This is a genomic window from Methylorubrum subtropicum, assembly GCF_038442325.1.
GTDB lineage: Bacteria > Pseudomonadota > Alphaproteobacteria > Rhizobiales > Beijerinckiaceae > Methylobacterium > Methylobacterium subtropicum.
In genome coordinates this window covers 341411-353877 of record NZ_JBBXMW010000001.1, presented here as the reverse complement: position 1 = coordinate 353877, position 12467 = coordinate 341411, and the positions used below count along the sequence as shown (strand labels likewise).

The following is a 12467-nucleotide window of genomic DNA, read 5'->3' as shown; positions in this document are numbered from 1 at the left end:
TACCATGCCAGGGAAAGATCGGAAATATTTATCGTTAATTCTGGATTGAAATTTCATGCCAGAACGCAATCAAGATTGATTTCGAAGGCGAATTTCGAGGACGGATTGTTTTACGGAGAAAAACAATAGGATCATCGGCCGAACTCCATGGGAGTCCGGCTCGGGTCGCCTTCACGTGTCGGCGCGCTCGTGCCTCCTATCCCGACCACTCCACCACGAAGTACGGCGCGAGCTTGGCCGGCGCGCGGGTGATCACCGCCTCGGCCCGGCGCAGGGCGCCCGCGCCGCGGCGCGCTTCCAGGCGGATGCGGTGGGCCGCCCCGCCCTTGGTCGCGACGACATCCCCCTGCGCCTTCAGGAGCGGCAGGATGCGCTCCGGCCCGTCGGGGCGGCGGCGCAGGGTCAGGATCTGCTGGGCGAGCGGCGCCTGCATGCCGGGCAGCGCCAGCAGTACGGGCAGCGGCGCGCTCGTCACATCGACCTTGCCGCCGGGATTGTTGACGGTGACGAGCCCGGACAGCGCCTGGGCCTCGGCGGCGGTGAGGCCGGGGAGCCAGCGCAACTCGCCAACGCTGCGGAACCCTTCGCGGCGATGCGGGCGGGCGTTGCCGTCGGGCTGGCGCGGGGGGGGCTGTCCGTCCTTCGGCTCGTAGCGGTCGCGCCACGCCACGACCCGCGCGGCGAACACCTCCGGGCGAAGGCTGCGCCCCCCGATGGCCCGATAGGCGGCGGCGAGCAGGGCCGGGGCGGCGCCGTTGAGGTCGATCCGCCCGGCCTCGTCGGTGACCGAGAGGACGACCGTGCCGGCGTCCAACCGGATTTCCTGGCCGTCGATCAGGGCCGGGGGCAGTTTCAGCCCGTAGAGTTCGTAGGCCGCGAGATCGAGCCCGGCCCGCACCAGCCCGTCGAGCGCGAGGTCGTCGGACTTCGCCTGCACCCCCTCGAAGGCGGCCCGCACCAGCACGGTGGTGCCGCCGAGCAGGCTCGCGAGCAGCGCCATGACCCCGAGCACCGCCACGAGGATGAAGCCGTCGCGCGGGCCTCTGTTGTTGCTCATGGCCCGTTGCGCCTCTGCGGAGCGGCGCGGTCCTGCGTCACCGCGTTGAGCAGGGCGCCGATCGCCGCGTCGTCGTCGGCCCCGCCCTCCTCGGTGCGGCTGCAGTAATGCGTCCGGGCGCGAATGCAGCCGGGCTCGCCCTCGGCCCGCACCGGCACCCGCAGGGCGGAGGCGACGTCGCCGGTGCCGGGATCGGCCAAGCCTACCCGCACCGCCACCGGCGGCGGGCCGAGCGGGGGCCACGCATCGACGATGAGTTCCGGCGTGGTGTTGGTACGCGGCGCCACGTAGGCGAAGCGGATGCGGGCCGGGCCCTCGTACAGCACCCGCTCCGGGCCGAAGGCCAGCGCGTCCGGGCCGTACAGGCCCGGCGGCAGCGGCGCCTCGGCACGGGTCACGCGGCCCGACGCGCCTTCGCCTTCGCTGCGCAGCAGCACCGCCACGGTCTCGGACAGCGCGCTGCCGTCGGCGGCGGGGCGGTCGAGGGCGAAGAGCAGGCGCCAGGGCTCGCCCGCGAAGACGAAGCGCTCCCGCTCCGGCCCGTCCCAGCGCGCCCGCGCCATCCGGCCGATGTCGCGCGACAGCGCCGACAGCCCCTGCTCGGCCCTCTCCAGCCGGGTGGTGCGCTCGGCCAAAGCATCGGCCTGCCGCAGCATCAGCCGGGTGAGCGAGCCGAGGGCGAGCAGGATCGCGGCGCTGATCGCCAGCACCGCCAGCGCCTCCACCATGAGGAAGCCGCCGCTCGCGTCGCGGCGAGGGGTGCGGGCGCGCGTCATGAGCGGCCCTCGTCGAGATCGACCGCGGCGGTCAGGCCGTCGATCCGCACGGCGAGCAAACCGCTCAGTCCCGGACGTGCCAAAAAAATCTCGCCGCCGGTGGCGGTGCCGTCGGGGAAGAAGCGCACGCCGCCGGCGAGCCCCTCCGACACGCGCACGGACATCCGCGGCGGCAGCGCCACGGCGCGTTCCGAGGCGCCGGAGCGAAGAATGCGTTCGACGAGATCGACGCGGGCGGTCACCGGCGCGCCGCCGGCGCGGGCCGCGTCCCGGTCGGCCCGCAGCAGCGCCATCACCTCGTAGGCCTTGATCCGCAGCGAGGTGCCGCTGTCGCGCGGCGATCCGCGGGGCAGCGCCAGCGTCGCCACAAGCCCGATCAGCGCCAGCGCCAGCACCGTCTCCAGCAGGGTGAAGCCGGCTCGACCGCAGCGATGGGAGGGGTCGCGCATCGCGGGGGCCCGCCTCAGGGCTCGGCCGCGGCGGAGCGCGGCGGCATGAAGCGGCGCAGATCGACCGGCCAGCCGCCCTCCCCGCTCTCCGCCACCGGGCGGTCGATCTCTTCCGGCGTGCCGAGGACGAGGGTGCGGCTGCGCCCGGCGCCCTTGGGCGCGCGGATCACCGCGTCGGCCTCCGGGCGCCCTGCCCCGCCGCCACGCAGGGGCCGGGCGGAAAAGTCCATGCCGACCTCGGAGCCGGACATCCCGGCCCGCGGCAGCGTCTGCGCCATGCAGGGCGACACGAGCGCGACGGAGCCCAGACCGAGCAGGACGAGCAGGACCGGCCGCGGATGGGTCATCGAGGCGAATCCGATGAACGAAGCTTGACCGCTATAGGCCGTCCCGGACGCACCGTCCATGCGCGACGAAGTTTCCGGCACGAAATCGGCCGACGTGGGATTTCGGCAACATCTTGGGGAATCAGTACAAATCCCCCGAATGGGGGATGCGGACGGTTACAGCCCGAGCAGTCTACAGTGTTAGGATGCGTCCCGGCGCTTGGCAGCCTACCCCGGAAGGCTTAACCCCGCTGCGGCATGGCGGCGCGCCGCTGTTCCGGCGCGTATCCGGACATAGAACGGAAACATGGCCGGGCTCTGTGTGCCGCCCGGCTCCGCCCCATACCAAGGATCGGCATGGGTCTCGTTCAGTACGCGCTCAAGTTCCGCATCACGACCTACGTGCTCGCCGTGCTGATGATGCTCGGCGGCGTGGGCGCGGTCGTCGTCACCCCCAAAGACGTGCTGCCCACCGTCGACATCCCCGTCGTCGTCGTGGTCTGGACCTATACGGGTCTGTCCGCGCCCGAGATGGAGAAGCGGATCACGACCTATTCCGAGTTCGGAATCTCCAACAACGTCAACAACATCGCCCGGATGGAATCGACCAGCCTGCAAGGCACGTCGATCATGAAGATCTACTTCGACCAGTCGGTCAGCATCGATCTGGCCATCGCCCAGATCGTCTCGTCCACGAACTCGATCCGCGCGCTGATGCCGCCCGGCGTGCAGCCGCCGGTGATCGTGCGCTTCTCCGCCTCCTCGGTGCCGGTGATCCAGCTCGCGCTGACCTCGACCAAGGACAGCCTCAACAAGGTCTACGACTACGCGCAATACCGCATTCGCCAGCGCCTGACGCAGGTGCCGGGCTCGACGCTGCCCTCCCCGTTCGGCGGCGCGCCGCGCCAGATCATGGTCGATCTCGACCTGCACGCGCTGCGCGCGCTCGGCCTGACGCCGCTCGACGTGACCAACGCCGTCACCCAGCAGAACCTGACGATCCCCTCGGGGCTCACCAAGATCGGCGAGCAGCAATACCCGGTGCAGATGAACGCGACACCGGACGCGATCACGAGCCTCAACGAGATGCCGATCCGGGTCGTCGGCGGCCAGCCGGTGCTGGTGCGCGATGTCGCCTACGTCCGCGACGGCGGCCCGCCGCAGGTCAACATCGTGCGGGCCGACGGGCAGGCCTCGGTGCTGATGCGCGTCCTGAAGAACGGCACCGCCTCGACGCTCGACGTCGTCAACAACCTCAAGGCGGCGCTCCCCGACATCCGCGCGGCGGCGCCCGAGGGGATGGAGATCAAGCCGCTGTTCGACCAGTCGGTCTTCGTCTCGGCGGCCATCGAGGGCGTGCTGCACGAAGCGGCCATCGCGGCGGCGCTGACGGGGCTCACGATCCTGCTGTTCCTCGGCTCGTGGCGCTCGACGCTGATCGTGCTGGTCTCGATCCCGCTCTGCATCATGACCTCGCTGGCGATCCTCGCCGCGCTCGGCCAGACCATCAACGTGATGACGCTCGGCGGCCTCGCGCTCGCGGTCGGCATCCTCGTGGACGACGCCACGGTCGCCATCGAGAACACCTACCGCCTGTTCGAGGAGGGGCGCCCGTTCCGCAACTCCGTGGTCGAGGGCGCGGCGGGCATCGCGAAGCCCGCGCTGATCTCGACGCTGTCGATCTGCGCCGCCTTCGTCTCGGTCTTCGCACTCACCGACACGCCGAAATACCTGTTCACGCCGCAGGCGCTCGCGGTCGTGTTCGCGATGCTGAACTCCTACCTGCTGTCGCGCACGCTCGTCCCGGTGATGATCGACGTGCTGGTGGAGCGCGAATACCTCCAGCATCACGGGCGCGACGACGAGGCGCCACGCCGGGGCCGGATCGCGCGCGCCGCGACGTGGCTGACGCGGCCCGTCTTCTGGCTCGCGGGCGGATTCCGCCGCCGGTTCGAGGCGTGGTTCACGGGCTTCCACCGCGGCTATGTCGGGCTGCTGCACGTGGTGCTGCGCCGCCGCTTCGCGACGCTGACGCTGGTCGGCCTGTTGTTCGCCGGCACCGGCGTGCTGTTCGTCCATACGGGCCAGGACTACTTCCCGCAGGTCGAATCGAGCCAGATGACGCTCCACCTGCGCACGCGGGCCGGCATGCGCATCGAGACCGCCGAGCAGGTCTTCGCCGAGGTACAGAAGGTCGTGCGCGAGGTGATTCCCGCGGAGGAAATCGGGCAGATCCTCGACAATATCGGCCTGCCGTCGAACAACTACAACTTCGCCTTCTCCGACGGTTCGTTCGTGTCCTACAACGACGGGCAGATGCTGATCGACCTGAAGGAAGGCCACGGCCCGGTCTCGGACTACATGCGCCGTCTGCGCGAAACCCTGCACGAGCGCTTCCCCGACCTGACGGTCTATTTCCAGCCCTCCGACATCATCACCCAGATCCTCAATTTCGGCGTCATCTCGCAGATCGACGTGCAGGTCTCCGGCCGCAACACCGAGAAGGATCTGGCCGCCGCCCGCCGGATCGAGGCGCGGCTGAAGGCCATGCCCGGCCTCGTCGACGTGCATCTCCACCAGATCGTGGACGTGCCGCAATTCTACATCGACGTGGACCGGCGCCTCGCCTCCGAGCTCGGCCTGACGCAGCAGCAGGTGGCCCAGAGCCTCAACGTGTCGCTGTCGGGCTCCTTCCAGGTGACGCCGAACTTCTGGACCGATCCGAAGACCGGCATCCCCTACCAACTCTGGGTGCAGACGCCGGAATACCGCAACGATTCGCTCACCGCGCTCCAGAACACCCCGCTCTTCGCCCGCGCCTCGACGACCGGCGGGTTCGGGCCGGGCGCGCTGACGCTCTTGTCGAGTGTCGCCACCATCACCCGCCAGCCGACCCAGACGGTGATCAACCACGTCAACACCCAGCCGACCTTCAACGTCTACGCCGCGGTGCAGGACCGCGACCTCGGCTCCGTCGCCCGCGAGATCGACAAGATCGTCCAGGAAGAACAGAAGGCGCTGCCGGCGCCGGACAAGATCACCGTGCGCGGCCAGATCGAGAACATGCGCTCGGCCTTCTTCCGCCTCGGCATCGGCCTCGGCATCGCGCTCGTCGCCGTCTATCTGCTGATGGCGGTGAACTATCAGAGTTGGGGCGACCCCTTCGTGGTGCTGGCAGCCCTCCCCATCGCCTTCTGCGGCATCGTCGCGGCCCTGTTCATCACCAACACGGCGTTCTCGATTCCCTCGCTGTTCGGCGCGATCATGTCGGTCGGCATCGCGTCGGCCAACTCGATCCTGCTCGTCACCTTCGCCAAGGAACACCGCGAGGCGACCGGCTGCTCGGCGCACGAGGCCGCCATCGCCGCGGGCGAGACGCGGCTGCGCCCGGTGCTGATGACCGCGGGGGCGATGTTCCTCGGGCTCATCCCGATGGCGCTCGGCACCGGCGAGGGCGGCGAGCAGAACGCCGCGCTCGCGCGCGCCGTCATGGGCGGCATCGCGCTCGGCACGCCCGCGACGCTGCTGTTCGTGCCGTTCCTCTACACCCTGCTGCGCCGCGGCGAGGTCAAGCCGCTTCAGGATTATGTCTGATGGGGGCCCCGGAGAATCGTGTCACGGTTCGGCTCGGACGTGCGTCTCGCCTGAGCGGCAGCGGGCGGACTATTGCGTTGTCGAACCACAACTCAAAATCTTAAAATGTATACATCGGGTTTTCATTGTTGCAGTAAACTGCCGAGCAGACGAATTTGCGTGCGTGCCCGGAGGTGTCGATGCTGCGAGTGCTGAAAGCGTGCGCTTCGGATAAGGCTACGGAATGCTTCAAAGAAATCATGGGACGGATGCTCGCCGTTTCAGGAGTGGCCCTGATTTCTTTGCACATTATAAAATATGAAAATGCGTACCATCCTTCATTTGATGGTATTCACGCAGCAAAATTGGCTTTGGCATTTTTCTTGGTATTTATGACTGTCTGGGCATTGCATTGTATTAAGCAAAACTATTATTCTATCTACCGCTGCGCCATCATAAGGGCAAGGATGCTTGGAAAGACGTATATTTATTTTGTGTTTTGTTCGGCGGTGCCTTGTGCCATTGCTGCCTGGTTTTGGATGTTTGCAACGCAATATTCCAATATCGTTGCTGAATTTTTCGCTCGCGGCGACGGACGACCCGTCATGGTCTTGATGGGGGTTCATGTTTTAACATTCATGGGGTTGATGTTTTTGTATTTTATGTGTGTCGCGGACCGAAGAGGCATAGATTTATCCAGAGCTTGCGACCGCACGGTCACAAGCAACAAGGCCCCTCCGAGTGAGGCTATGATGCCCTCGTCCAACCGAAGCTACGATGCTGGGACCCGCCCGTGAGCACGAGAGACGACAAGCCTACGGCCGAGATCCCGCCGCCCCCGCGCAAGCGCGGCTTCCTTCTGGCCGCCCTCGTCGCCGCGGGGCTGATCGCGTGGGGCGCGCACGGGCATGCCGAGCGCGCGGCCCGCGCCGAGGAGACGCAGCGGCGGCAGAACGCGTTCGTGCCGAAGCTCCGCACGGTGGAGGCCAAGCGTCTCGAAGGCCCCGTCTCTCTGACCCTGCCGGGCCAGACCGAGCCCTTCGCCACCGCCCGCATCTTCGCCCGCGCCACCGGCTACATCGCCGAGCGCCGGGTCGATCTCGGCGCGCGGGTGAAGCAGGGCGACGTGCTCCTGCGCATCGCCGCCCCCGATCTCGACCAGCAGCTCGCCCAAGCCGAGGCGCAGCTCGGCCAACTCCAGGCGCAGTTGCTGCGCGCCAAGGCGATGGTCGATCAGGCGAAAGCCAACGTGAACCTCGCGCAGGTGACGAACTCGCGCACCTCGACGCTCGCCGGCCAGGGCTGGGCCTCGAAGCAGAACGCCGACAACACCCAGGCCGGGGTGCTGTCGCAGGCCGCCAACCTCGCCTCGGCCGAGGCCGACGTGAAGGTGGCCGAGGCCAACATCAAGGCGCAGGAGGCGACCGTCGGCCGGCTCAAGGCGCTGACCGGCTTCGAGATCGTCACGGCGCCGTTCGACGGGGTGGTCACAGCCCGCAACGTCGATGTCGGCGACCTCGTCCAGGCCGATGCCGGTTCGGGCACGCCGCTCCTGTCGATGGACCGGGACGACGTGCTGCGCATCTCCGTCAACGTGCCGCAGAACGCCGCCATCGGCGTCGGGCCGGGCGTGGCCGCCGAGATCAAGGTGCCGCAGATGCCGGGCCGCACCTTCACCGGCAAGGTCGAGCGCTCCTCGGTGGCGCTGCTCGCCTCCTCCCGCACGCTCACGACCCAGGTCGACGTGCCGAACCCCGACCGGGTGCTGCGGCCGGGCCTCTACGTCTACGTGACGCTGGCGATCCCCCGCACCGGCGCCCCGACGGTGGCGGTGCCGGCGGAAGCGCTCGTGTTCAACCAGGGCGGCACCCGCGTCGCGCTCGCCCGCGAGGACGACACGGCGACCTGGGCCAACGTCCACATCGCCCGCGACAAGGGCACCACCGTCGAGATCGATCAGGGGCTCTCGGGTGGCGAGCGCCTGATCCTCAGCCCGCCGGCCGACCTCAAGGAAGGCGGCAAGATCGCGCCGCAGCCGGAGAAGCCGACGCATTCGGCGCAGCGCTGATCCACGGTGATCCCATCCACACCCTCATCCTGAGGTGCCCGCCTCGGCGGGCCTCGAAGGAGGGCTCCAGGGATCGCTGAGCGAACTGGAGCCCTCCTTCGAGGCCGCTTCGCGGCACCTCAGGATGAGGGATTCGGGAGGGATCGCGGCCGCTCGTCGACTTTCGGCCGGTTGCGCCCGCGCTCCGTCTCGGCTCACATCCCGGCCGGAAACGCCCAAAGGGAAAAATCCGCCATGACCGATCTCAAGACCCTGCGCAGCCTCTCCGGCCTGCCGCCGGAGCCCGCCGCGCTGAAGGGTTCGGCCCTGCTGATGATCGATCTGCAGAACACCTACCGCGAGGGCATCATGCGGTTGGAGGGCGTCGAGCCGGCGATCCGCGAGGCGGCGGCTCTGTTGGAGCGCGCCCGCGCCGCCGGCACTCCCGTGTTCCACGTGCGCCACGATGCCGGTCCCGGCTCGCCCTACGACGTCACCGCGCCGATCGGTCAGATCAGCGACGAGGTCGCCCCGCGGGACGGCGAGGCCGTCGTCACCAAGGCCTATCCGAGCGCCTTCGTCGGCACCGATCTCGAAGCGCAGTTGAAGGCCGCGGGCGTCGAGGACGTGATCGTGGCGGGCTTCATGACCCATATGTGCGTGAACTCGACCGCCCGCAGCGCCTTCAGCCTCGGCTTCCGCCCGACCGTCGTGGCGTCGGCCACCGCCACCCGCGCCCTGCCGGGCCCGGACGGCGGCACCGTCCCGGCCGCGGCATTGCAGGCGGCGAGCCTCGCGGCGCTCGCCGATCTGTTTGCCGTCGTGGCGCCGGATCAAGGGGCGATCCGCGGATAGCTTTTTAGGCGGCTCATCCCACCAGCTCCCCTCATCCTGAGGTGCGGAGCGAAGCGTAGCCTCGAAGGAGGGCTCCAGTTCGCTCAGCGATCCCTGGAGCCCTCCTTCGAGGCCGCTTCGCGGCACCTCAGGATGAGGGCGAGGGGTGGAGGAGCCGCCTCAGGTCCGCCTCTGCGCGTGGCCGTCCCGCTCGTCCCAGCCGTCGAGCACCTTGTCCAGCGTCAGCGGGTATTCGCGGATGCGCACGCCGGTGGCGTTGTAGACCGCGTTCGCCAGCGCCGCGCCCGCGCCGCAGATGCTGACCTCGCCGAGCCCCTTGCTCTTCAAGGGGTTCGCCTTGTCGTCGAGCTCGGGCAGGAACACCGCGTCGATCGCCGGCACGTCGGCATGCGCCGGCACGTGGTACTCGGCCAGATCGTGGTTCACGAAATGGCCGTACCGGGTGTCGACCTCCGCGGCCTCCATCAGCGCCGCGCCGATGCCGAAGATCATGCCGCCGAGCGCCTGCGAGCGCGCGGTCTTCTGGTTGAGGATGCGCCCGCCGGTGAACACTCCGAGCATCCGCCGCAGCTGGATCTCACCGGTGTCGGCATCGACCCCGACCTCGGCGAAATGTGCGCCGTAGGAATGTTGCGAGAACTTTTCCTTCATCGCGCCGGGCTTGATTTCGCCCTTGGCCTCGATGCCTTGCGCGCCGGCGAGATCGGTCAGCGCCTCCGAGCGGTTGCCGGACTGGACGCGCCCGTCGGCGAACATGGCGCCTTCCGGGTTCAGGCCGCTCTGCGTCAGCAGCGCCTGACGGAGGTTGTCGCAGGCGACGTAGAGGGCCGAGCCCGCCGAGCCGGCCCCGAACGAGCCGCCGGAGCCCGCGGCCTTCGGATAGGCGGTGTCGCCGATCTCGACGCGGATGCGCTCGACCGGCAGCCCCATCATCTCGCCCGCGATCTGGGCGAGGATGGTGTAGGTGCCGGTGCCGATATCGGTCATCGCCATCCGCACCGTCAGCGTGCCGTCGGGGTTGAGCCGCACCGACGCCTGCGACGGCATCAGCGGGTTGAGCCGAGCGGCAGCCGCCATGCCCATGCCGACGAGCCACTGCCCGTCCCGCGTCGCGCCGACCGCGCCGCGCTTGTCCCAGCCGAAGCGCTGGGCACCCTCGCGCATGCAGGCGACGAGCTGGCGGGTCGAGAACGGGACCTTCTTCTCCGGGTCCTGCTCCGGCTCGTTGCGGATGCGCAATTCGACCGGATCGAGCTTCAGCTGCTCGGCCAGCTCGTCCATGGCGCACTCGAAGGCGAGCTGCCCCACCGCCTCGCCGGGCGCCCGCATCGCCGAGGCGACGGGCTTGTTGAGATTGGCCAGCCGATGCTGGGTGATCCGGTTCTCCGCCGCGTAGAGCGCGCGGGTGACGTTAGCGGACGTCTCGTAGAACCCGTCGCCGGGCGTCGCCGCCGACCACGATTCGTGGGCGATGGCCGTCAGCCGCCCGTTCGCGTCGGCGCCGAGCCGGATGTGCTGGATCGTGTCCGAGCGGTGCGTCGCGACGTGGAATTCCTGCTGGCGCGTCAGCGCCACCTTCACCGGGCGCTTGAGGCTTTTCGACGCCAAAGCCGCCAGCGTCGCCTCGGGCTGCGGTTGCAGCTTCGAGCCGAAGCCGCCGCCGATGTAATGCGAGATCAGCCGCACGTTCTCGGGCTTGAGCTTCAGCACCTGCGCGAGCGAGGCCTGGCCGCGGTTGAGCATCTGGTTGGCGGTGTAGAGCGTCAGCCGCTCGCCGTCCGGGCCGGTCTCCCAGTTCGCGAGGGTGGCGTGCGGCTCCATCTGCGCGTGGATCTGCACGGGGGTGGTGTATTCCACGTCGAGCTTCACCGGCGCGGCGGCGAACGCCCCGTCGAAATCGCCGAGCTTCGAATCCGGCGGCGTCTGCATCGCCTTCGGCTCGACCGCATTGGGCTTGGCCTCCCGCAGCGAGGCCTGGGGCTTGTCGACCGCGTAATCCGCCTTCACCAGGGCGGCAGCCGCGCGGGCTTGCTCGAAGGTCTCGGCCACCACGAAGGCGATGGGCTGGCCGTGGAAGCGGATGTCGGTGCCCTGCAATTGCGGAAACACCTGCTCCTTCTTCTCGCCCTGCTCCGGCACGTTGTCGTGGGTCAGGACGAGGAGCACGCCCGGCGCGCGCTTGGCAGCGTCGATGTCGAGCCGGCGGATCGTGCCCTTGGCGATGGTCGATTCGACGACGAAGCCGTAGGCCGGGTTTTTGAGGTCGCGCACCTCGTAGGCGTAGGGCGCGCGGCCCGTCACCTTGAGGCGCCCATCGATGCGGTCGATCGGGCGCCCGACGAGGCCGCCGTCCCGGTCCAGCGGCGTCGTGCCGATCGGCTGGTTCATATCCATGATCGGGCCCTCAGACGCGCAAGGCTTCGGCGACGGTCGCGCGCAGCGTCCGGCGGGTGAGCGGGATCTTGAAGTCGTTCGAGCCGTAGCCGCGGGCACCCTCCAGCACCCTCTCGGAAGCGGCATCCGCCGAGCCGGTCTCGACCAGAGCGGCCTCCGCCGCCTCGACCCGCCAGGGCTTGTGGGCGAGCCCACCGAAGGCGAGCTTGGCGGACCTCGGCTTACCGCCCTCCCCCTTGGTGATGATTGCCGCGACCGACACGGTGGCGAAGGCGTAGGACGCGCGGTCGCGGACCTTGCGGTAGAGGTGAACGCCTTCGATCGGCTTCGGCAGCGTCACCGCGGTGATGAGTTCGCCGGGCTTCAGGCTCGTCTCGATCTGCGGCGTGTCGCCGGGCAGGCGATGGAACTCGGCCATCGGAATTTTTCGCGATTGGCCTTGCGCATCCATCGTCTCGACGGTGGCGTCGAGCACCCGCATGGCCACGTTCATGTCGGAGGGGTTCGTCGCGATGCAGGCGTCGCTCGCGCCGAGCACCGCCATGATGCGGTTGAACCCGCCGATGGCCGCGCAGCCCGAGCCGGGCTCACGCTTGTTGCAGGGTTTGGACGTGTCGTAGAAGTAGTAGCAGCGGGTGCGCTGCAATAGGTTGCCGGCCGTGGTGGCCTTGTTGCGGAGCTGTCCCGAGGCGCCCGCGAGCAGGGCCTTGCCAAGCACCGCGTAGTCCTGGCGCATGCGGGGATGCGCCGCGAGGTCGGAATTGCGCACCAGCGCGCCGATGCGGAGCCCCCCGTCGGAGGTATCGGAGACCTCGGCGAGCGGCAGGCGGTTCACGTCGATCAGGGTCGCCGGCGTCTCGATCTGTAGCTTCATCAGGTCGAGCAGGTTGGTGCCCCCCGCGATGAAGCGGGCGTTGGGGCGCTCGGACGCGAGGCGGGCGGCGTCCTGAACCGTGGCGGGGCGCTCGTAGGCGAAGGCTTTCATGGGCT

The 12467-nt window shown here is 68.8% G+C and carries 10 protein-coding genes; 4 read left to right on the top strand and 6 right to left on the bottom strand.

Annotated features, from left to right (window positions below; translation table 11 throughout):
- Nucleotides 1–196: 196 nt before the first annotated feature.
- From AAHG03_RS01660 to AAHG03_RS01645, 4 genes are read right to left on the bottom strand one after another with little or no spacing between them, the layout of a single operon-like run.
- Nucleotides 197–1057: a type II secretion system minor pseudopilin gene (locus tag AAHG03_RS01660; RefSeq protein WP_342148259.1), complete on the bottom strand. Its 861-nt coding sequence runs from the start codon at nucleotides 1055–1057 to the stop codon at nucleotides 197–199.
- Nucleotides 1054–1833 carry a prepilin-type cleavage/methylation domain-containing protein gene (locus AAHG03_RS01655; protein ID WP_342148257.1) on the bottom strand — a complete coding sequence of 260 codons (780 nt, stop codon included), beginning with the start codon at nucleotides 1831–1833 and terminating at the stop codon, nucleotides 1054–1056. Before AAHG03_RS01655 ends, AAHG03_RS01660 begins: the two co-directional genes overlap by 4 nt.
- Nucleotides 1830–2282, bottom strand: coding sequence for a prepilin-type N-terminal cleavage/methylation domain-containing protein (locus tag AAHG03_RS01650; RefSeq protein ID WP_342148256.1), 453 nt, complete (start codon nucleotides 2280–2282; stop codon nucleotides 1830–1832). Before AAHG03_RS01650 ends, AAHG03_RS01655 begins: the two co-directional genes overlap by 4 nt.
- Nucleotides 2283–2296: 14 nt before the next feature.
- Complete coding sequence (locus AAHG03_RS01645) at nucleotides 2297–2629, bottom strand: hypothetical protein (RefSeq protein ID WP_342148254.1); 333 nt, start codon at nucleotides 2627–2629, stop codon at nucleotides 2297–2299.
- A 336-nt stretch (nucleotides 2630–2965) separates the two neighbouring features.
- Between AAHG03_RS01645 and AAHG03_RS01640 the strand changes: the two genes are divergently transcribed.
- From AAHG03_RS01640 to AAHG03_RS01625, 4 genes are all read left to right on the top strand, one after another.
- Complete coding sequence (locus AAHG03_RS01640) at nucleotides 2966–6202, top strand: efflux RND transporter permease subunit (RefSeq protein ID WP_342148251.1); 3237 nt, start codon at nucleotides 2966–2968, stop codon at nucleotides 6200–6202.
- A 179-nt stretch (nucleotides 6203–6381) separates the two neighbouring features.
- Nucleotides 6382–6978 carry a hypothetical protein gene (locus AAHG03_RS01635; protein WP_342148250.1) on the top strand — a complete coding sequence of 199 codons (597 nt, stop codon included), beginning with the start codon at nucleotides 6382–6384 and terminating at the stop codon, nucleotides 6976–6978.
- On the top strand, nucleotides 6975–8249 hold the full coding sequence (locus tag AAHG03_RS01630) for an efflux RND transporter periplasmic adaptor subunit (RefSeq protein ID WP_342148247.1): 1275 nt from the start codon (nucleotides 6975–6977) through the stop codon (nucleotides 8247–8249). Before AAHG03_RS01635 ends, AAHG03_RS01630 begins: the two co-directional genes overlap by 4 nt.
- A gap of 234 nt (nucleotides 8250–8483) precedes the next feature.
- Nucleotides 8484–9083, top strand: a complete 600-nt coding sequence (locus AAHG03_RS01625) for a cysteine hydrolase family protein (RefSeq protein WP_342148246.1) — start codon at nucleotides 8484–8486, stop codon at nucleotides 9081–9083.
- Between the two features lie 159 nt (nucleotides 9084–9242).
- Here AAHG03_RS01625 and AAHG03_RS01620 read toward each other — a convergent pair whose 3' ends face one another.
- Complete coding sequence (locus tag AAHG03_RS01620; protein WP_342148245.1) at nucleotides 9243–11477, bottom strand: xanthine dehydrogenase family protein molybdopterin-binding subunit; 2235 nt, start codon at nucleotides 11475–11477, stop codon at nucleotides 9243–9245.
- A gap of 10 nt (nucleotides 11478–11487) precedes the next feature.
- On the bottom strand, nucleotides 11488–12462 hold the full coding sequence (locus tag AAHG03_RS01615) for an FAD binding domain-containing protein (protein ID WP_342148244.1): 975 nt from the start codon (nucleotides 12460–12462) through the stop codon (nucleotides 11488–11490).
- Between the last annotated feature and the right edge of the window lie 5 nt (nucleotides 12463–12467).